The sequence below is a fragment of the Rhizobium leguminosarum genome (genome assembly GCF_002953715.1).
Taxonomy (GTDB): Bacteria; Pseudomonadota; Alphaproteobacteria; order Rhizobiales; family Rhizobiaceae; genus Rhizobium; species Rhizobium leguminosarum_V.
The window spans coordinates 3,900,467-3,921,501 of the sequence record NZ_CP025012.1 but is presented as its reverse complement, the minus strand read 5'-3'; the positions used below and the strand labels follow the sequence as shown (position 1 = coordinate 3,921,501).

At 61.1% G+C, this 21,035-nt stretch carries 17 protein-coding genes; 8 read left to right on the top strand and 9 right to left on the bottom strand.

All coding sequences use genetic code 11. The features are described from left to right. Positions 1-43: 43 nt before the first annotated feature. Positions 44-1,204 (bottom strand): ABC transporter substrate-binding protein, encoded by a 1,161-nt coding sequence (locus CUJ84_RS19520; protein WP_105008250.1) that lies wholly within the window; start codon positions 1,202-1,204, stop codon positions 44-46. A 116-nt stretch (positions 1,205-1,320) separates the two neighbouring features. Beyond that, complete coding sequence (locus CUJ84_RS19515; RefSeq protein ID WP_105007419.1) at positions 1,321-2,229, bottom strand: LysR family transcriptional regulator; 909 nt, start codon at positions 2,227-2,229, stop codon at positions 1,321-1,323. A 178-nt stretch (positions 2,230-2,407) separates the two neighbouring features. Here CUJ84_RS19515 and CUJ84_RS19510 point away from each other — a divergent pair, with 178 nt between their 5' ends. Beyond that, positions 2,408-3,121: a hypothetical protein gene (locus CUJ84_RS19510; protein ID WP_027682822.1), complete on the top strand. Its 714-nt coding sequence runs from the start codon at positions 2,408-2,410 to the stop codon at positions 3,119-3,121. Between the two features lie 12 nt (positions 3,122-3,133). On the opposite strand, the gene CUJ84_RS19505 is transcribed toward CUJ84_RS19510, so the two are convergent. Then, positions 3,134-4,024, bottom strand: coding sequence for an AraC family transcriptional regulator (locus tag CUJ84_RS19505; protein WP_105007418.1), 891 nt, complete (start codon positions 4,022-4,024; stop codon positions 3,134-3,136). Positions 4,025-4,156: 132 nt separating this feature from the next. On the opposite strand from CUJ84_RS19505, the gene CUJ84_RS19500 reads away from it, so the two are divergent. Next, a complete protein-coding gene (locus CUJ84_RS19500; RefSeq protein ID WP_105007417.1) occupies positions 4,157-4,909 on the top strand; it encodes an SDR family NAD(P)-dependent oxidoreductase in 753 nt (250 codons plus the stop codon). A gap of 168 nt (positions 4,910-5,077) precedes the next feature. Here CUJ84_RS19500 and lysS read toward each other — a convergent pair whose 3' ends face one another. From lysS to CUJ84_RS19475, 5 genes are all read right to left on the bottom strand, one after another. Further along, positions 5,078-6,574, bottom strand: a complete 1,497-nt coding sequence (gene lysS, locus CUJ84_RS19495; protein ID WP_105007416.1) for a lysine--tRNA ligase — start codon at positions 6,572-6,574, stop codon at positions 5,078-5,080. A 22-nt stretch (positions 6,575-6,596) separates the two neighbouring features. Then, positions 6,597-8,063, bottom strand: a complete 1,467-nt coding sequence (gltX, locus tag CUJ84_RS19490; RefSeq protein ID WP_105007415.1) for a glutamate--tRNA ligase — start codon at positions 8,061-8,063, stop codon at positions 6,597-6,599. A gap of 245 nt (positions 8,064-8,308) precedes the next feature. Further along, entirely contained in the window at positions 8,309-9,058 is a 750-nt protein-coding gene (locus tag CUJ84_RS19485; protein WP_018072717.1) for a TerC family protein, read from the bottom strand. A 216-nt stretch (positions 9,059-9,274) separates the two neighbouring features. After that, positions 9,275-10,114: an AraC family transcriptional regulator gene (locus CUJ84_RS19480; RefSeq protein ID WP_105007414.1), complete on the bottom strand. Its 840-nt coding sequence runs from the start codon at positions 10,112-10,114 to the stop codon at positions 9,275-9,277. A 104-nt stretch (positions 10,115-10,218) separates the two neighbouring features. After that, positions 10,219-10,899, bottom strand: a complete 681-nt coding sequence (locus CUJ84_RS19475) for a TetR/AcrR family transcriptional regulator (RefSeq protein ID WP_012759037.1) — start codon at positions 10,897-10,899, stop codon at positions 10,219-10,221. Between the two features lie 151 nt (positions 10,900-11,050). Here CUJ84_RS19475 and CUJ84_RS19470 point away from each other — a divergent pair, with 151 nt between their 5' ends. From CUJ84_RS19470 to xylA, 5 genes are all read left to right on the top strand, one after another. Continuing rightward, positions 11,051-12,265, top strand: a complete 1,215-nt coding sequence (locus CUJ84_RS19470) for an HlyD family secretion protein (protein WP_105007413.1) — start codon at positions 11,051-11,053, stop codon at positions 12,263-12,265. 129 nt (positions 12,266-12,394) lie between these two features. Further along, positions 12,395-13,993 (top strand): DHA2 family efflux MFS transporter permease subunit, encoded by a 1,599-nt coding sequence (locus CUJ84_RS19465; RefSeq protein ID WP_105007412.1) that lies wholly within the window; start codon positions 12,395-12,397, stop codon positions 13,991-13,993. A 285-nt stretch (positions 13,994-14,278) separates the two neighbouring features. Continuing rightward, positions 14,279-15,301 (top strand): LacI family DNA-binding transcriptional regulator, encoded by a 1,023-nt coding sequence (locus CUJ84_RS19460; RefSeq protein ID WP_105007411.1) that lies wholly within the window; start codon positions 14,279-14,281, stop codon positions 15,299-15,301. Between the two features lie 21 nt (positions 15,302-15,322). Next, positions 15,323-16,777 (top strand): xylulokinase, encoded by a 1,455-nt coding sequence (gene xylB, locus CUJ84_RS19455; RefSeq protein ID WP_105007410.1) that lies wholly within the window; start codon positions 15,323-15,325, stop codon positions 16,775-16,777. A gap of 89 nt (positions 16,778-16,866) precedes the next feature. Beyond that, positions 16,867-18,177, top strand: a complete 1,311-nt coding sequence (gene xylA, locus CUJ84_RS19450) for a xylose isomerase (RefSeq protein ID WP_105007409.1) — start codon at positions 16,867-16,869, stop codon at positions 18,175-18,177. Between the two features lie 77 nt (positions 18,178-18,254). Here the strand turns inward: xylA and CUJ84_RS19445 are convergent, their stop codons facing one another. Beyond that, positions 18,255-19,286, bottom strand: coding sequence for a LacI family DNA-binding transcriptional regulator (locus CUJ84_RS19445; RefSeq protein WP_003543025.1), 1,032 nt, complete (start codon positions 19,284-19,286; stop codon positions 18,255-18,257). Between the two features lie 170 nt (positions 19,287-19,456). Between CUJ84_RS19445 and CUJ84_RS19440 the strand changes: the two genes are divergently transcribed. Continuing rightward, complete coding sequence (locus CUJ84_RS19440; RefSeq protein ID WP_105007408.1) at positions 19,457-20,983, top strand: sugar ABC transporter ATP-binding protein; 1,527 nt, start codon at positions 19,457-19,459, stop codon at positions 20,981-20,983. Positions 20,984-21,035: the final 52 nt, after the last annotated feature.

Here is a 21,035-nt window from a genome sequence, read left to right as displayed (position 1 = left end):
AAGGGGTCCTACGCTACAACAGTCCCCTCAGTGAGAACGCAAGTTACCGTCCGCCGATCACGCCGATATAATCCGACACCCAGCGGTGATAGGGCACGCATTCGCCCTGCGTCGTGCATTTGGCGACCGGGGTTTTCCAGAACTTGATCTTGTCGAAGTGATCGAAGCCGTTGGTGGCGCAGCCGCTATCACCCATCAGTTCATTGCCCTTGCAGGCCGCGGGAACGGAGGGCACGGCGCCGAACCAGGCGGCGGCGTCGCCCTGGACCTTGGCCTTCAGCGAATGTTCCATCCACATATAGGCGCAGTTCGGATGTTCGCTGTCGGCGTGCAGCATGGTGGTGTCGGCCCAGCCGGTGACGCCTTCATCCGGAAAGGTGGAGGCGATCTTCTGCTTGTCGGCTTGCAGCAGGTTCACCTGGAAAGGCCAGGAGCCGGAGGCGACGACGCCTTCGTTCTTGAAGTCGTCGATCTGGATCATTGCATCGTGCCAGTAGCGGGAGACGAGCTTGCGCTGGCCGCGCAACAGGTCGAGGGCGGCCTTGTACTGATCCTCGTTCAATTCGTAGGGATCCTTGATGCCGAGATCCGGCTTGTGGGCCATTAGGTACATGGCGGCATCGGCGATGTAGATCGCGCCGTCATAGGCCTGGACGCGGCCCTTGTTCGACTTGCCGTCGGGCAGCGTCTGCTCCTCGAAGACGACGTTCCAGCTGGTTGGCGCCTTGTCCTTGAAGGCATCGGTATTGTACATCAGCACATTCGGCCCCCAGAGATAAGGGACGCCGTAATGCACGCCGCCGACCGTATACCACGGACCGTTCTGCAGACGCTCGTCGACAGTCTTGAAGCTCGGGATCAGATCGGTGTTGATCGGCTGGACACGCTTGCCGGCGATGAGACGGAGCGAGGCGTCGCCCGATGCCGTGACGAGATCGAAGCCCCCTTCGTTCATCAGCGAAACCATTTCATCCGAAGTGGCGGCGGTCTTGACGGAAACCTTGCAGCTGGTCTCCTTTTCGAAATCGGTGACCCAGTCGTAGTTCTTGTCGGTTTCGCCGCGTTCGATATAGCCGGCCCAGGCGACAATGCTGACCGCACCTTCGCCCTTGCCGAGCGCCTTCAGCGGTTCGGCGGCGATCACCTGCGTCGCGAAGCTCAGGCAGGCGAGCGCTGCCGTGCAGGATTTCAACAGATTCGTCATCATCCGTCTCCCGGTTTGCCACTTCTGTGGCGGTTTGTTCCCGGATGAAAAGGTGACGCGAAAAGGCCGCTTTCGCAAATTCATTTATCAGAAAGACGGTATCGGAAATTCCGATATCAGCGAATGCGGCCGGATCTTAAGGTTTCGGCGATACCGACGAAGTCGCGCGCCGCCTGCGGCAGGCTGGAGCCCTTGCGCCAGACCATGCCGACCTGGACGACCGGCAGCGAACCGGAGACGTCGCGGCTCTCGATGCGGTCGCCTTCCAGCGACCATGGTCGGTAGACGAGATCGGGAAGCAGGGCCACGCCGGCTCCTGTTGCAACCAGGCTGCGCACCGCCTCCACCGAGCGGGTGCGGAAGGCGACATGCGGGCGGGCGCCGAGGGCTGAGAGCAGCTTGCCGGTGTTCTCCTCGATTTCGTCGACCGTCAGCATGATCAGCGGTTCGCGGGCGATGTCGGCGACCGAGATGATGTCGGCCGAAACCAGCGGATGGCCCATCGGCAGCCATAGTCGATAGGGCGAGGTTTCCAAGATCTCCGCCTGCAGCGCCATCCGGTCGCGCAGGTTGGAAATCACCATGACGGCGACATCAAGTTCGCCGCCGACCAGGAGATGTTCGAGGTAACCACCATTGTCCTCGATGGCGCTGACCTCGATGCCCGGACAGGCGCGCCGATATCGCGCCAGCAGGTCGGAGAGGACGTAGCCGGCGACAAGCGAGGTGACGCCGATGTTCAGCGTGCCGGAGAGGGCGCCTTGCTGGCCGGAAAAACTGGTCCGTGCATCGGAGACAGAGGCCAGGATCTTCGTCGCGTGACGCAGGAACTGGTGGCCGTTATGGGTGATCGTCAGGCCGCGCGGATGGCGCTCGAAGAGTTCGACGCCGAGGTCGGTTTCGAGCTCCTTTAGTGCTTCCGTCACCGAGGATTGCGAGATCGAAAGGTTCTGTGCGGCTCGCGTCACCGAACCCTGTTCGGCGACGGCGATGAAATATTGAACCTGGCGAAGCGTGAAGGCCATGGGCGTTTAGAGCATGGCGGAATAGGCCGTGGCAAGCGGCCCGGAAAGCGGACCTTTTTTGGTGTTTTCTCAAAATGGCGCAGGCTTCACACGCCCACTTAAACTTTCGGAAACGTCATTTCTTTAGCGTTCTTAGCACTTGTCCTGCGTTGGAGTTTCAGATGGCGGAGCAGTTGGCGTGAAGGCCTTACTGCGCATCTTCCGGCCTTCCCGGAAATTGGCAATCATCATCGGTGGAGTCGCTCTTCTGGCGGGCGTTTCCGGCGGTGCGGCGGTCTATGTCGGCAAGGACAGGCTGATCGGTGCCGCTGGTGGTGGCTACGGACTCGAATGCAGCGACGTCAACCTGGTGACGATCAGGAAGCAGGATCACGTCTGGGTGCGCAAATACATCAAGACTGAACCGACCGACGGGATGACGCGCGTCAAGACCGCGCTTCGTGTCGCCCAGGCCGTTTATGCCGCGCAGAAGCCGGACCTGGTCCAGGTGGTGGTTCTCGACGAGAACGGACCGACGTTGCGCGCCGACATTCGCGGCCGGGCGATCGGCGCCGATGTCGTCTATATCCCGCATCCCGACAAGACCGTTCCCGGCCTCGACGACAAGTCTTATACAGCGCGCTACTACGACGGCAAGGCCAGCGAAAACGGGCTATTCTTCGGCGAGCGGATAGAGATGCCGTTCGACGAGATCGCCATGATCAGCGCCGCTTTCAAGGATCCCGAGGATTGCGTCGACCCGGTCGCGGTTGCTTCCACAAAGGGTGAGGGCAAGGCAGCAGCCGGTGGACACGGCGCAGCACCGGAGACCAAGGAACCGTCTGCTAAGGAGCAGGCTCCCAAGGATGCAGACGCTCCCGCAGAAGAACCGCCGGCCAAGAGCGGGCACTAAACCCAAAAAGCATCAGGCGGCAGGCCTGATATTTTCCCTTATCAGCGAGGCGTCGCGCGCCGGCGGCTGGCCGAAGAAACGTGCATATTCCCTGGTGAATTGCGAGACGCTTTCGTAGCCCACCGAATAGGCGACCGAGGAGGCGTTTCCGGATTGGGAAATCAGAAGCTGGCGGGCCTGCAGCAGGCGGATACGCTTCTGGAACTGGATCGGGCTCATCGCCGTCACAGCTTTGAAATGGCGATGAAAGGCCGAGACGCTCATGGCGGTGAGGGCGGCGAGTTTTTCGACCTCGACCGCTTCGGCATAGTGCTCGCGAACCCAGCGAATGGCGAGCCGTATCCGCGACAGGGCGCTATCGGGTGCTGCGATATCCCGCAGCATCCAGCCCTGCGGTCCCTGCAGCACGCGATAGAGGATTTCGCGTTCGTAGGCCGGGGCAAGGGCAGGGATATCCTGCGGGCGCTCCATGAGTTGCAGCATCCTCAGCCAGGCACCCAGAAGTTCCGGCGTCATGCGACAGACGGAATAGCCACCGCTTTGTCCCTCCTGATAGGATTGCGGCGGAAGATCCAGGAGAAGCGCTGCGACCTTTGCCGGATCAAGCGATAGGCTGACGCCGATATAGGGCCGGTCGGAACCTGCCTGCTGCACCATGCCCGTCGCCGGCACATCGATCGATATCACGAAGTAGCTCGCTGGATCGTAATAATAATCCTGCCCGGCGATCGTCAGCGTCTTGCTGCCATCAAGGATCAGGTTGACCATCGGCTCATAAACGGCGCCGAGCTTGTGTTCGGGGATCTCCCCCTTGACCATCAGTATGCCGGGTATGCTGGTTTCCGTCGGGTGGTTTTCAGCGTGGGCCGTCAAGCGGCGCATCTCTTCGAGCATTGTTTGCATGGCGAAATCCTGACCCAGCAAGTGACACGGCGCAAGGCAAAAGCAGGAATAGGCAAGAACGAGGCAGTTTCCGGCGGAGTGCAGGCCGACTGTTTCCCATAGCTTCCGGCCATCGAAGCGAAGGAGACAGAGATGAAAATCGCAATCATTACCGGCGGCAGCCGTGGCATTGGTCAATCGGCAGCGCAGGAATGCGCAAGGCGCGGCATGGGTGTCATCCTCACCTATAACAGCCACAAGCCAGGTGCGGATGAAGTCATCGCCGCGATCAAGGCAGACGGTGGTCAAGCCGTTGCGCTTGCCCTCGATGTCGGTGATGCCGACAGCTTTCCGGCCTTCGTGGCGGAGGTGAAACGGCTGCTTTCCACTTATTGGGGCCGGAATACGTTTGACTGCCTCGTCAACAATGCCGGTTTCGGCATGTTCAATCTCATGGAGACGGTGACGACGGACCAGTTCGACGCTTTGATGAATGTCCACCTGAAAGGGCCGTTCTTCCTGACGCAGGCCTTGCTGCCGCTGATGGTCGATGGCGGCGTGATCCTCAATGTAACGAGCGCTTCCGTTCGCGTCGCAACAGCAGGTGTTGCGCCCTATGCAGCCCTCAAGTCCGGACTTGAGACGTTGACCCGCTATCAGGCGAAGGAGTTCGGCGATCGCAGGATCCGCGCCAATGCTATCTCGCCCGGTCCTATCCGCACCAATCTTGCCGACGCTGCGCTGGACAAGAACCCGGAGTTCGCCGCGTTGCTTGCCTCACAGACGGCTCTCGGTCGTATCGGCGAAGCCGAGGATGTCGGCCGCGTCATCGCCATACTCGCGTCCGACGACAGCGCATGGATCAATGCGCAGACAATCGAGGTCGCCGGCGGCTACATGATCTGAGTGTGACGACGAACTCGGTCATAACAAGAACCAACGAAATAACGTCACTCCGTGATCGACCAAACCACGGTGTCTTGGTTCATCGGCTCGGTTTTTCACCAGTCTGCTTAAAACAAAACGGAGCGTCCTTTCGGGCGCCCCGTTTTTTCATTTTAAGGAATGTGGTTCTCAGTCGGCTTTGTTGCGGCGGGCCGGGAAGAGGATGACGTCGCGGATCGACGGCGCATTGGTCAGAAGCATGATGAGACGGTCGACGCCGATGCCGAGGCCACCTGCCGGCGGCATGCCCTGGTCGATCGCGTCAAGGAATTCCTCGTCCAGCTGCTTTTCCTTTTCGCCGCGGGCATGCGCCTGTTCGAGCTGCTCGACCATGCGGCGGCGCTGCTCTTCGGGATCGTTCAGCTCCGAGAAGGCGTTGCCGAGTTCCCAGGCGTTGCAATAGGTCTCGAAGCGCTCGACGAGGCGCGGCTCGCCCGGCACTTCCTTGGCGAAGGGCGAAATGTCCTTCGGGAAATGCGTGACATGCGACGGCTGGATCAGGGTGGATTCGACCCTTTCCTCGAAGATGAAGGCAAGGCATTCGCCCCAGGTCCAATCCTTCTCGACCGCGAAACCGGCAGCCTTGGCGGCAGTGCGCGCCTCTTCATCGGTCTTGATGGCGAGGAAGTCGATGCCGGTCGCTTCCTTGACGGCATCGGGCATCGGCACGCGCTTGAACGGACCCTTGAAGGACATGGTCTTGTCGCCGAAGGGGAATTCCGTCGCGCCGTGAATGGAGAACGCCAAGCTCTCGAACAGCCGCTCGACGAGGTCCATGATGTCCTCGTAGTCGGCATAGGCCCAGTAACACTCCATCATGGTGAATTCGGGATTGTGCCGGGTGGAGACGCCTTCGTTGCGGAAGTTCCGGTTGATCTCGAAGACCTTGTCGGTCAGCCCCGAGACCAGCGTGCGCTTGAGGAACAGTTCCGGCGCGATGCGCAGGTACATGTCGAGCTTCAGCGTGTTGTGATGGGTCTTGAACGGCTCGGCGGTGGCGCCGCCATAGACCGAATGCAGCATCGGCGTCTCGACTTCCATGAAGCCGTCATTTTCCATGAAGCGGCGGATGCCGGAGAGGATCTTCGAGCGCTGCTGGAAGCGCAGCTTCGAATCCTCGTTGGTCATGATGTCGAGATGGCGCTTGCGATAACGCAGCTCGATGTCGGAGAGACCGTGCCACTTCTCGGGCATCGGCAGCAGCGACTTCGTCAGCATGGTGATCGTCTGCGCGTTGATCGTCAGCTCGCCACGCTTGGTGCGGCGGACGATACCGGTGACGCCGATGATGTCGCCGATGTCGATCATCGGCAGCAGCGCGCGGGCTTCTTCCGGGGTCGTGTCCTTGTGACTGAAAATCTGGATCTTGCCGCCGGCATCGTGGATGTCCATGAACATGCCGGAGTTGCGCGACGAGTAGACGCGGCCGGCGACGGTGACGACATCCTGCGTCTCGACGTCAGGTTCCAGGTTCTCATATTTCGCGATGAGCTCGGCATTGGTCATCGTGCGGTGGAAATGCGCCGGATAGACCTCGCCGATCTGCTCGCGCAGCAGCTTCAGCTTCTGGGCGCGCACTTCCGTCGCGTCGGAGGAAAGGGTGTTTTCGGTCTTGTTGTCAGCCACTGTCGAAATCCTCTGACTGTTCTTACTTCGAGCCGACGAGGGCGGCGACCGCCTGCGAGGCGAGCTTCAGGCGCTGGCGCACGACGGACCGGCCGAGGATCGCCATGGAATCGAAGAGCGGCAGGGAACGCGATGAGCCGGATACGGCGACGAAGAGCGGCGAGACCACGACTTTCAGCTTCTTGCCCATGCGGTCGGCGATCGCGCGCAGCTCCGCCTCGATCGTCTCGACGTTCCATTCCAGGATCTTTTCGAGATCCGGCTGAACGGTGTTGAGGATCTCGAGGATCTCCTCCGGCGGTGACTTGATCTTGGCGAAGTCGGAAGGCTGCAGGCCGAGATCGGACTTCAGCAGGAAGCCGGCGAGATCGGGCAGCTCGCCGAGCTTGGAAATGCGCGTCTGCGACAGGCGCAGACCTTCCTTCAGACGGTCGTTTTCCATCGCCCAGCTCAGCACACGCGCTTGGAACTCCTCTTCGGACAGCTTCTCGCGGATCCAGCGGCCGTTCAGCCAATCGAGCTTCTGAATGTCAAAGATCGCACCGGCCTTGGAGAGGTTTTCCGGGTCAAACTTCTCGGAGAGCTCGTCCATCGTCAGGAGTTCTTCGCCCTCGGCGATCTGGACGAAGAACAGACCGAGGAAGTTCATCAACGCTTCGGGAATGTAGCCAAGCGCGGAATAATAGGAGATCGAGGTCGGATTCTTGCGCTTCGACAGCTTCGACTTGTCGGCATTGCGCATCAGCGACAGATGCATGAAGACCGGCTGGTCCCAGTCGAAATAGCGATAGAGAAGGATGTGCTTCGGCACGGACGCCAGCCATTCTTCGCCGCGCGCGACGTGTGTGATCTTCATCAGATGGTCGTCGATGACGTTGGCCATATGATAGGTCGGCATGCCGTCGGCCTTGATGAGGACCTGCATGTCGACCGAATCCCACGGAATGGAGACATCGCCGTAAACGCCGTCCGTGAAGTCGCAGGAGCCTTCGGCCGGGATCTTCATGCGGATGACGGTCGTCTCGCCGGCGGCCATGCGCGAGGTGACTTCCTCGGCCGTGAGGTTGAGGCAGAGACCATCGTACTTCGGCGGCTTGCCGGCGGCGCGCTGGGTTTCGCGCATCTGCTCCAGCCGCGCGGGTGTGCAGAAACAGCGGAAGGCATGGCCCTTGTCCAGCAATTCCTGCCCGTAAGGCTGGTACATTTCCTTGCGGTCGGACTGGCGATAGGGGCCGTAGGGGCCGCCGATATCAGGGCCTTCCTTCCATTCCAGCCCACACCATTTCAGTGCGTCCAACACCTTCGTTTCGAATTCCGGGGTCGAGCGCGTCGCATCGGTATCCTCGATGCGCAGGATGAACTCGCCGCCATGCTTCTTGGCGAAAAGGTAGTTGAAGAGAGCGATGTAAGCGGTGCCGACATGCGGCTCGCCGGTCGGCGAGGGAGCGATGCGGACGCGGACGCCGGTGGCTGTCCCGGAAACTGTCATTGTGTGTGCCCGTCAATGAATGCCGGACGGCTTTCATGGGGAAAGCGACGTTCGGCCGAAGGATGCAGATATCTTCATCGGCAAACCGGCCGGAAAAGGGCATGCGCCCGCACTATCCGCCGATCGTCCGTTCGGCTGGCCTTAGGCCATATTCAACCGGGCGCGTCAAGAAAAACCACGCCTGCAAAGGCCTGATGGCAGCGCGTGAGGGCGCGGCGGTTCCGCCGCGCCCTCCTGCCCAAGTCTCAATGGGCGGCGTCGCGTTTGCGTTTGCGGGCATTGCGCGCGAACATGTTCAGCACCTCCACCAGCGCCGAGAAGGCCATGGCGGCGTAGACGTAGCCCTTCGGCACATGGAAGCCCATGCCTTCGGCGATTAGCGTCGTGCCGATCATCAGCAGGAAGGCGAGCGCCAGCATGACGATCGTCGGGTTCCTCTCGATGAAGTTGGCAAGCGGCGTCGCGGCAACAAGCATGACGGTGACGGCGGCAACGACGGCGACCACCATGATCGGCAGATGCGGCGTCATACCGACGGCGGTGATGATGCTGTCGACGGAGAAGACGAGGTCGAGCAGCAGGATCTGGCCGATGGCCGATGCAAAGCCTGTCGTGGCCGAACTTGCGATGAAGTCCTCGCCGTGATCTTCCGGATCGACGCTGTGGTGGATTTCCTTGGTGGCCTTCCAGACGAGGAACAGACCGCCGGCAATCAGGATCAGATCCTTCCAGGAGAAACCGTGGCCGAAGGCTTCAAACAGCGGTTCGGTCAGCTGCACGATCCAGGCGATGGTGCCGAGCAGGGCGAGACGCATGACGAGCGCAAGACCTATGCCGATCTTGCGGGCCTTCTCCCGGTGCTCAGGCGGCAGTTTGTTGGTGAGAATGGAAATGAAGATCAGGTTGTCGATCCCGAGAACGACTTCCATCACCACCAGCGTGATGAGCGCCACCCAGGCGGCCGGATCCTGAATGAGCGTCATGATTTCCTGCATCAGCGTATATCCCTTTCGCGTCACATGCGTGAATGACGCTCGCAATGTAATGTTGCCGGCCTGCCAAGCAAGCGCCGCAACGGGGTATACGAAACCGATGTGACTTTTATTCCCTAGAACAGAATTTAAGGCCGGGTCGGCCTTAAATTTGAATCCTGTTCTACATTAAAGAGTTAGGGCATGATGTCGTCCGAAAACCGCTCGCACTTTTCGGCATCATGCTCTGATCGGCAACCAGATTTCGGTGACGCCCATGCCGGTGTAGGGGTCGAAGCGCTCGTCGTAGCGTTCGAACATGTCGGGTGTCTCGCCGTGCTCCAGGCCCGAGGTCGGCCACCATGCGCCAAAAATCCGGTTCATCGTCGCCGGAATGCCGGAGACGTGGCCGCGATGGGCAAAGACGACGTAGCGCTGACCTGGAAGCTTGAGCGTTGCAAAATCTCCCGGCAGATCGCCGGCATCGGAAATTTCGACCGCGGCCATATAGCGGAATTTCTCCGCTTCGCCGTCGATATGCGTGCAGATGCCGTAGGCGACGCTGCCTTTCTGGCCGGAGATATGTCCGAAATGGGCATTGAACTTCTGCCAGAGAGAGGGAATGGCGGCATTGCCGCCATAGGGGTAGATCTCCTGCAAGCCGGCAAACAGCATCGGTTGAAGGGTTTCGAAGCGGGGCGGTTCGAGGTCGTTGAGGTGGGCGGGGTCCATTCTGATCGGCTCCAGCAAGACAAGGTTACGGGCGTGCCCCTGTCTGCGCACCGCATCCGGCGTCATGCCGAACTGGTCGCGGAAGGCACGGGTGAAGGCCTCGTGCGAGCCGTAGCCCGCGCAAAGCGCAACCTCGAGAATGGTGGATGAACCGCCGACCAGTGTGGGCACGGCGCGGCTGAGGCGCCGCCCTCTTATATAGCCGCTGATCGAGTAGCCGGTGACGAGCCCGAAGACGCGCGACAGATGGTAGCGCGACAATCCGGCTGCTTCCGATATCTCTTCCAGCGATATATCGCTTTCGAAATGGCTCTCGATGAACCAGATCGCCCGTCCGACGGCGCTCATCCTTATTCTCCTGGTTGCGACTCTTCCTTAAAGAAAAGCCGGCAGCCGGATTTGATCGCTATTGCGGGATTTTGGCCGATGGAGCGCGGCAGTCAAGGATGCGGTCAGGCGGTCTCGTGTCGGCGCGCGCCGTAGGCGGCCATGAAGACCCGGATCGCGCCGCGGATGACGCGCTCGATTTCGTCACGCGACGGCGGCTCTTCCATGCTTCCGAACAGGCGGAGTTTGAAAAAACTACCGCTGGCGAGATCGAGGAACTGGCCGGCGGCCAGATCGATGTCGTCGATCTCAAACCTGCCTTCGGCGATGTGGCGTTCCAGGAAGTCGCGCATGATGGTGCGCAGGTTTTCCGGACCCTTGAAGAAGCGTTGACAGAGCACCGGCATGCGGTCGCGAACGCCGAGAACGGTGCGCATCGCGCTGATGACCTTTTCATCGGTCATATGGGTGACGAAGCTTATCCCGAATTCATACAGGCCGGCTTCGGGATCGTCATGTTCGGCAAGCGCCGTGCGCACGGCGGCCACGAAGGCAGCGCGCTCGGTCTCGATCATCGCCGAAAAAAGTTCTTCCTTGTTGGTGAAATAGACATAGAGCGTTCCCTTGGAGACACCGGCCTCGCGCGTCACGTCGTTCATGCTGGCGGCGTCGAAACCCATCTTCATGAAAACGCGCTTGGCGCCGGCGAGGATCTGCTGGCGCTTGGCCGGATCTTCGCCTGCGGCAAATCGGCCTCCGGCAGCGGGAGGACTGAATACGGCGGCGTGGTCGGGTTTCAGCGTCATGTCCTCTTAACCGTGTTGACGGTTTCGTATGGTCTTTAAAAGAAATCGAACCGATTGGTTCTATACATCTTGATATGACGATAAAACAGGTTTAAGTCAACTGAACCGAACCGTTCAGTTCGATTATTTACTCCAGATCGGTAAAGTGGCTATGTCGAGCAACCAGAAGAGCAACGTCGCGCGTATCGTCAGCGAAAACGCCGGGACCGAAGAGGTAAAGGCCGAGGTCGCGGCCGTAGAAGCTCCGACGGCGGAAGCCCGCGAAGTTCCCTCTGCTCCCGCGCAGTCGGCGCCGGCTTCGGTCGCCGCCGCACCTGCGGCTGCTAAGAAGCGCCGCAGCCCGGTGCTGCCGATCGTCGTGCTCGCCCTTCTCGCAGGCGGCGGCTGGTATGGTTACGAATGGTGGACGAACGGCCGCTTCATGGTGTCGACCGACGACGCCTATATCGAAGGCGATATCGCAACGATTTCGCCGAAGGTCACGGGCTACGTCGCGAAGGTGAACGTTGTCGCCAACCAGGAAGTCAAAGCGGGCGACGTGCTTGCCACGCTTGATAACGGCGACTATCAGAACGCCCTCGACTTGGCCCAGGCCCAGATCGTCACCGAACAGCTTTCGCTGCAGCGTATCGACGCGCAGATCGAAGGCGCGAATGCGAGCCTCGTGCAGGCGCAGGCGCAGAAGGTGGCACTCGAAGCGGCCGTTCGCGGTGCCGAGATCACTCAGAAGCGCCAGAGCGACCTTCAGGCGAAGTCGGTCGGGACCGCCGCCGATCTCGACAACGCCAATATCGCCCTCGACCAGGCCAAGGCCAATCTTGCCGGCGGCGACGCCAACATCACCGCTGCACAAGCCAACATCACCATCCTCCGGGCACAGCGCAAGGAAGCAGAAGGCTCGGTCCGTTCGCTTGAGATCTCGCGCGACAAGGCCCTCCGTGACCTTTCCTTCACCGTGCTCAAGGCGCCTTATGACGGCATTGTCGGCAACCGCTCCGTCCAGGAAGGCGACCTCGTCTCTCCCGGCCAGCGCCTGATGGCACTCGTTCCGGTGCGCCAGCTCTACATCGACGCCAATTTCAAGGAAACGCAGATCCAGCATCTGGTGCCGGGCTCGAAGGTCAACGTCCAGGTCGATGCCTATAGCGATCATCCGATCGTCGGCACCGTCGAATCGATCTCACCGGCTTCCGGCTCGGTCTTTTCGATGCTGCCGCCGGAGAACGCCACCGGCAACTTCACCAAGGTGATCCAGCGCGTGCCGGTGCGCATCGCGCTGCCGCAGGATGCGCTCGACAGCGGCCGTCTGCGCGCCGGCCTGAGCGTCGTCGTCGACGTCGACACCCGTACGGCGCCGAGCAAGTAAGCCTTCAGAGCAATTCCAGCAAAAGTGTGCAGCGGTTTTGCGTCCGGAATTGCGTGAAAACAAAGAGATAGAGCAATTCCGTGATTCGAAGAAAAACGGAATTGCTCTGGGAAAGGCAGAGGTGATCTGATGGCCGGCAGCGCGACAGCAACGGCGGGGACGATTCCGGCGGCACCCGCCCATGCCGACGAGCGCATGGATCCGAAGAAGCTCATCGCCTTCTTCGCGATGGTGCTCGGCATGTTCATGTCGATCCTCGACATCCAGATCGTCTCGGCCTCGCTTGCGGAGATCCAGGCCGGCCTTTCGGCCGGCAGCGACGAGATCGGCTGGGTGCAGACGTCCTATCTGATCGCGGAAGTGATCATGATCCCGCTTTCCGGCACGTTGGCGCGCATCATCTCGACGCGTTATCTCTTCGCGATCTCGGCCGCCGGCTTCACCATGGCGAGCGCGCTTGCGGCGACGGCGACGAATATCGACCAGATGATCGTCTACCGGGTCATCCAGGGCTTCATCGGCGGCGGCATGATCCCGTCGGTCTTTGCGGCCGCCTTCACCATCTTCCCGCCCTCGAAGCGCAGCATCGTCTCGCCGATCATCGGCCTGATCGCGACGCTGGCACCGACCATCGGCCCGACCGTCGGCGGTTATCTCAGCCACGCCTTTTCCTGGCACTGGCTGTTCCTCGTCAACATCGTTCCCGGCATCATCGTCACGATCGTCACCTGGAACTTCATCGATTTCGACAAGCCGGAACTGTCGCTCTTCAAGAAATTCGACTGGTGGGGGCTGATCTCGATGGGCGTCTTCCTCGGCGCGCTGGAATATGTGCTCGAAGAGGGCAATTCGAACGACTGGTTCAACGACAGTTCCATCACCATCGCAGCGGTTGCCTCAGGCGTTGCAGCCATCATCTTCTTCTATCGCGCCTTCACGGTGGATTTCCCCGTCGTCGACCTGAAGGCTTTCGCGAACCGGAATTTCTCCTTCGGCTCGGTGTTTTCTTTCGTCATGGGCATCGGCCTCTATGGCCTCACCTATATCTACCCGGTCTATCTCGGGCGCATCCGTGGCTATGACTCATTGATGATCGGCGAGACGATGTTCGTCTCCGGGCTTGCGATGTTCTTCACCGCGCCGATCGCCGGCCGTTTGTCGACCAAGATGGACCTGCGCCTGATGATGGTGATCGGCTTCGTCAGCTTCGCCGCCGGCACCTTCATCATGATGCATCTGACGGCGGATTGGGATTTCTACGAGCTGTTCATCCCGCAGATCCTGCGCGGCTTCGGGCTGATGATGTGCATGGTGCCGATCAACAACATCGCGCTCGGCACGATGCCGCCCTCGCGCATTCGCGGCGCTTCCGGCCTGTTCAATCTGACCAGAAACCTCGGCGGCGCCGTCGGCCTTGCCGTCATCAACACCGTGCTCACCAACCGGCAGGACGTGCACTACGAGCGGCTGCGGGAGAATATGGACTGGGGCAATCCGGCGGCGATCGACCAGATGAACAACATGGCCGCCAATTTCAACACCTATGGGATGGATGGCGCCTCGGTCGCGATCAAGCAGATGGTCGGGCTTGCCACCAAGCAGGCGATCATCCTTTCCTTCAGCGACGTGTTCCTGATCCTGACCGCGCTTTTCCTCGCGATGATCCTCGGTGTCGCCATGATCAAGAAACCCGCGCCGCAAGGCGGGGGAGGCGGTGGCGGCCACTGACCTCCGGCCTGCCGCCCCTTGAAAAGGCCCTCTCCGGAGGGCCTTTTTGTTTGCCGTTTTTCGGCCTCTAGAGCGCCGCGCGTCTTCTCAGACGCGCTAAGGAGGCCCTAACACTTTAAATCTGCGCATAACCCCGAAAATGGATTCCGATTTTCGGGGTTATGCGCTACGCCATCCGTCGGATGGTTGCCGGTCGGATCGGAAAAACGACGTGGAAACCGGCCTGTTGGATTTTTTGATTTACGTACATCAAAATTGGCGCTAATGGTCTCGTCAGGAGGAATGATGAGGCCAACCGTTCACGATATCGCCGCTGCCGCCGGTGTCAGTCTCGCGACTGTCGACCGGGTTCTCAACCAGCGGCCCGGTGTGCGCCAAGTCACGCGGGAAAAGGTCGAGACTGCGATCCGCGAGCTCGGTTATGTCAGAGACGTCGCCGCCGCCAATCTTGCCAAGGGGCGCACCTATCCGCTGGTCTTCATCCTTCCGGCCAGCGACAATTCCTTCATGCACGGGCTCAATGCCGAGATCCGGCAGGCGATCGTCCGTTCGTCGGCCGAGCGCACCGATATCCGCACCATCGAGGTGCCGGCCTTCGATCCGGCCGCCCTTGTTGCCGTGCTGGAAGGGCTTTCCCGGGAAAAGCCCTGCGGCATTGCGCTGGTTGCGACCGATGCGCCCGAAGTACGCGCCGCCGTCGACAGGCTGGTGCGCGAGCGTTTTCCCATCGTCACCCTGGTTTCCGATCTCACGGGGTCGCTGCGCCATCACTATGCCGGCGTCGACAATATCGCCGCCGGCCGCACAGCCGCCCGCCTGCTCGGACGATTCCTTGGGCCGCGAAAGGGCGAAATCGCCGTGCTCGCCGGTTCCATGCTCGTGCGCGACCATCGCGAGCGGCTTGAGGGATTCACCGCTGTCATGGCCGAGGAGTTTCCCGATCTTGCGATCCTGCCGGTTCTCGAAGGCCGCGATGACCCCGAGGTCGCCCATAGGCTCGTTGCCGACGCGCTCGGGAATGCCGGCATTATCGGCGTCTACAGCCTCGGCGCCGGCAATCGCGGTCTGATCCGGGCGTTGAAGGAGAAGGCCGTCGACCGCGTGCTGACCGTGATTGCCCACGAGCTGACCGTCCATACGCGCGCAGCACTCATCGACAATACGATCGACGCGATCCTCAACCAGGACGCCGGCCATGAGGTGCGCAGCGCGATCCGCGTGCTGAAGGCCAAGGCGGACGGGCTTGCCGTCATCGAAGCGCAGGAGCGCATCCGCCTCGACATATTCCTGAAAGACAATCTGCCGTAACGGCAAAGGGAGAAATACCACATGTATCTGGGTCTCGATCTCGGAACCTCCGGCGTCAAGGCGATGCTGATCGACGGTGATCAGAAGATCGTCGGCTCGGCCAATGGTTCGCTCGACGTCTCGCGTCCGCATTCCGGCTGGTCGGAGCAGGAGCCGGCTCACTGGGTGCGCGCCACGGAAGAGGCCGTCGCCGGCCTCAAGGCAAAACATCCGAAGGAGTTGGCGGCGGTCAAGGGCATCGGCCTTTCCGGCCAGATGCACGGCGCAACGCTCATCGATGCCACCGACAAGGTCCTGCGCCCGTGCATCCTCTGGAACGACACCCGCAGCTACGTCGAGGCTGCGGCACTCGATGCCGATCCGCGCTTTCGCGCGCTCACCGGCAATATCGTCTTTCCCGGTTTCACGGCACCGAAGCTCGCCTGGGTCGCAAAACATGAGCCCGATGTCTTCGGCAAGATCGCCAAGGTGCTCTTGCCGAAGGATTATCTGCGTCTTTGGCTGACCGGCGAATATATTTCGGAAATGTCGGATTCGGCCGGCACCTCCTGGCTCGACACCGGCAAGCGCGTCTGGTCCTCCGAACTGCTCGCCGTCACCAACCTGTCCGAGGAGCAGATGCCGGCGCTTGTCGAAGGCACCGAGCAGGCCGGCAAGCTGCGGTCCGAACTGGCGACGCAATGGGGCATATCAGGTGATGTCGTCGTTGCCGGCGGCGCCGGCGACAATGCGGCATCGGCCTGCGGCATGGGTACGGTCAGCGATGGTGCTGCCTTCGTCTCCCTCGGCACCTCGGGCGTGCTTTTTGCTGCCAACGCTTCCTATTTGCCGAAGCCGGAAAGCGCCGTGCATGCCTTCTGCCACGCGCTGCCGAACACGTGGCATCAGATGGGTGTCATCCTGTCGGCCACCGATGCGCTGAACTGGCATTCCGGTGTGACCGGGAAGTCGGCTGCCGATCTCACCGGCGAACTCGGCGAGACGCTGAGGGCTCCCACCGGCGTTACCTTCCTGCCCTATCTCTCCGGCGAGCGCACGCCGCACAATGATGCCGTCATCCGCGGCGCCTTCATCGGCCTTGAGCATGAAAGCAGCCGTGCCGTTCTCACCCAGGCGGTGCTCGAAGGTGTCGCCTTCGCCATTCGCGACAATCTCGAAGCGCTGCGTTCGGCCGGCACCGGCATATCCCGGGTCACGGCGATCGGTGGTGGTTCGCGCTCGCGTTACTGGCTGGCGTCGATCGCGACCGCGCTCGGCGTTCCTGTCGACCTGCCGGCTGACGGCGATTTCGGCGCGGCCTTCGGCGCCGCCCGCCTCGGGCTGATCGCGGCAACGGGCGCGGATCCGATTGCCGTCTGCACGCCGCCGGTGACGGCCGGCACGATCGAGCCGGTGTCGGCACTGAGCGGCGCTTATGAGGATGCTTACAAGCGCTACCGTGCGCTCTACCCGGCGATCAAGTCGCTGGCGCATTGAGAACTGGTGCCGGCAGGCGGATGAGGGAGCCTCTGGCGTAGACCGACAATTCAGAACTTCGAAAAGATACGAACCCAAGGAGAACCAACATGAGCACCGGATTTTTCGGCGATATCCAGAAAGTAAAATACGAAGGCCCCGACAGCACCAATCCGCTGGCCTTCCGCCATTACCAGCCGGACGAGATCGTCATGGGCAAGCGCATGGAAGACCATCTGCGCTTTGCGGTGGCCTATTGGCACACCTTCACCTGGCCGGGCGGCGATCCCTTTGGCGGCCAGACCTTCCTGCGTCCCTGGTTCGAGGACACGATGAAGGCCGCCAAGCTCAAGGCCGACGTTGCCTTCGAATTCTTCTCGCTGCTCGGCTCGCCCTACTACTGCTTCCATGACGCCGACGTGCGTCCCGAAGGCAAGACTTTCGCCGAGAACACCAAAAACCTCAACGAGATCGTCGATTATTTCGCCGAGAAGCAGGCCGCAACCGGCACCAAGCTGCTCTGGGGCACGGCGAACCTCTTCTCCCACCGCCGCTATATGTCGGGCGCTGCGACCAATCCGGATCCCGATGTCTTTGCTTTCGCAGCCGCGACGGTAAAGACCTGCATCGATGCCACGCAGAAGCTCGGCGGCGAAAACTACGTGCTGTGGGGCGGCCGCGAAGGTTACGAGACGCTGCTCAACACCGATATCGGCCGCGAGCTCGACCAGCTCGGCCGCTTCCTCAACCTCGTCGTCGAATACAAGCACAAGATCGGCTACAAGGGCACGATCCTGATCGAGCCGAAGCCGCAGGAGCCGACCAAGCATCAGTATGATTACGACGTCGCGACCGTCTACGGCTTCCTCAAGAAGCACGGCCTTGAAAACGAGGTGAAGCTCAATATCGAGCAGGGCCACGCGATCCTTGCCGGCCACTCCTTCGAGCACGAGTTGGCGCTTGCCAATGCGCTCGGCATCTTCGGCTCGATCGACATGAACCGCAACGACTACCAGTCCGGCTGGGATACCGACCAGTTCCCGAACAATGTTCCCGAAATGGCGCTCGCCTACTACCATGTTCTGGCAGGCGGCGGCTTCAAGACCGGCGGCACCAACTTCGACTCGAAGCTGCGCCGTCAGTCTCTCGACCCGGCGGACCTGCTGATCGGCCATATCGGCGGCATGGATTGCTGTGCCCGCGGCCTGAAGGCCGCCGCCAAGATGATCGAGGACAAGGCTCTGTCGCAGCCGCTCGCCGATCGTTATGCCGGCTGGGAATCCGCCGAGGCGCAGAAGCTCTTCCGCGGCGAGTATTCGCTGGATGAGATCAGCCACTATGTCGAGAGCCACGACGTGAACCCGCAGCCAAGGTCGGGCAAGCAGGAATTGCTTGAGAACGTCGTCAATCGTTACGTTTGATAAAGCGCGCCGGCGGCCATTGGTCGCCGGCGCAATTTTGCCGGCTAAATGCGCCTTAAGCGCTCAGTGATACTGGTTCAACGCTTCGACCAGTTGCGCGACGGTGCCGAGACGGAGTTTCGGACCACCAGATCCGGCCGCAGCAGGATTTCCGTCTCGGTCGGCCGGCCATCGGACAGGAGTTCCAGCAGCAGCGCCATCGCCTGCTTGCCGATCGCCGTTCTCGGCTGGCGGATCGTGGTCAGCGGCGGGGATATGAAGACCGCCTGCGGCACGTCGTCGAAACCGGTCACCGAGAAATCCCGCGGAATATCGTAACCTCGCGCGCCAAGCCCGACCATGACGCCGATCGCCGTCTGGTCGTTGACGCACATGAAGGCGGTCGGAAGCGTGTCACGCATGAAAAGCTGTTCGACGGCATGCCGCCCGCTTTCGATGGTGCCGTCACCTTCGAGCACGATCCTGGTGTCGGGCGGGATGCCGGCGGCATCGAGACCGGCATCGTAACCCATGCGGCGCCTGGTATAGGCAAGTCGGGTGCGCGAATCGCCGATGAAAGCGATCTTGCGATGCCCTTCGGCCAGCAGCAGGTCCACCGCTTTGCGAGCGCCCTCGGTATCGTCGACGCCGACATAGGGAATGCCGCCGTTGAAGACGGGCTCGAAAACACCGACGCTCGGCGGCAGCCGCGCGGTCATCGTCTGATGCCCGAAGGGCAGGATACCGGTGAAGAGGATCAATCCGGCCGCCTGGTTGGAATTGAAGAATTTCAGATATTCCAGGCCGCGCTGGGCATCGTTCTGCGTGTGGCCGATCAGGATGCCGTAACCGTGCGCGCGCGCTTCGTTCTCCAGCCCGACGAGAATGTTGGAGAAATTGGGATCGCCGATATCGGGCGCCACGACAAGGATCATGTTGGAGCGGCCGAGCCTCAGGCTGCGCGCCATGGCGTTGGTCGTGTAGCCGGTGATGGCGATTGCCTGGTTGACCTTGAGGCGCGTGGAGTTGGCGACCTTCTCCGGCATGTGGATTGCCCGGGAAACCGTCGCGATGGAGACCTCGGCGATCCGGGCGACGTCTTCGATGGTTGCGGGCGTGGAATTCGACACTGAGCTCTGCCTTGGGCTGTCTTCGCCGCGACACTACACAGACTTGTCGAGAGGTCAAAGGCAGGCTTCAACTGATTTGTGTAAATCAACGATGTAAACCTTTACACGATGTATGTAAAGGTTTACATAAGGCTTCAGAGCGGACGGGGAGCCGCTTTGGGGAGGGCCAGATGACCGTGGAGATCGCCGACACCGCACCCGTGGTGCTGTCCGCCAGGCGCATATGCAAATCCTTCAGTGGAGTGCAGGTCCTCTTCAGCGTGAACTTCGATCTCCGCGCCGGCGAAATCCATGCGCTCATGGGTGAAAATGGCGCCGGCAAATCCACGCTTGTCAAGGTTTTGTCCGGTTTCGAACAGCCGAGTTCCGGCGAAATCCTGCTCGACGGCAAGCCCGTCGTGCTGCCGCCCAACGGCGCCGCCGAGGCGCTCGGCATCGTCATCATTCACCAGGAATTCAACCTCGCCGAACATCTGACCGTGACGGAGAGCCTCTTTCTCGGGCGCGAAGTCACCCGTTTCGGCATGCTCGATCGCAAATATATGCGGTCGGAGACACGCAAGGTTCTCGACGTGCTCGGTTCGCATGTCGATGAGAATGCGCTGATCAGCACGCTTTCCATCGCCGACAAGCAGATGGTCGAAATCGCCAAGGCGATCAGCCGCGATGCGCGGGTGGTGTTCATGGACGAACCGACCGCGGTGCTGTCGCGGGAAGAGACCAATATGCTGTTCAAGCAGGTTCGCAAGCTTCGCGACCAGGGTACCAGCTTCGTCTTCGTGTCCCACAAGCTCGACGAGGTGATGGAATTGACCGACCGCGTCACGGTGCTGCGCGACGGCCAATGGATCAAGACTTCGGCGACGTCCATTCTGGACGGGGAATCGATCGCGCAGCTGATGGTTGGCCGCGAACTCTCCAGCCTCTATCCCGCCAAGGTCGAGCCTGATGTCGACGAGGAGGTCGTCCTCAGCGTCGCCTCGGTGTCGACGGGTTATGTGAAGGATGCGAGCTTCGAGGTGCGCAAGGGCGAGATCATCGGTTTTTCAGGCATGATCGGCTCCGGCCGCACCGAACTGATGGAAGCGATCGCCGGGTTGCGGACCCGTCTCGAGGGCGAGGTGGTCATCAAGGGGGAAACGGTTCCCTCCGGCGACGTGCATGCCGCCAATCGCTGCGGGCTCGCCTACATGACCAAGGACCGCAAGTCGAAAGGCCTGCTGCTGCGCTCCGGCATGGTGACCAATCTGACACTGCAATCGCTCGGAAGGCACGCGCGTCACGGCTATCTGAGCCCGGGCAGCGAAGCGGCCGCGATGGCAAAGGCCAAGCGCCGCTTCGATATCAGGGTTCGTGATGGCAATATCGTCGCCGGCCGGATGTCGGGGGGAAACCAGCAGAAGCTGCTGCTGGCCAAGGTCATGGAGACCGATCCTGATATCATCATCATCGACGAGCCGACGCGCGGCATCGATGTCGGCACCAAGCAGCAGATCTATCATTTCATCTCGGCGCTCGCCCGGGACGGCCGGTCGATCATCGTCGTGTCCTCGGAGATGCCGGAGGTCATCGGCCTCTGCACGAGAGTGGCGGTGATGCGCGAAGGGCGTATCGTCGGCGTGCTCGAAGGAGACGAGATTTCCGAGCAGGAGATCATGCGTTACGCCGCCGGGCTCAAGAAAAAGGCGGCCGCCTGAAGGCTGAAGCAGGGCTTTGCCGATCAGGACGACACATAAGATGCCCAGAAAA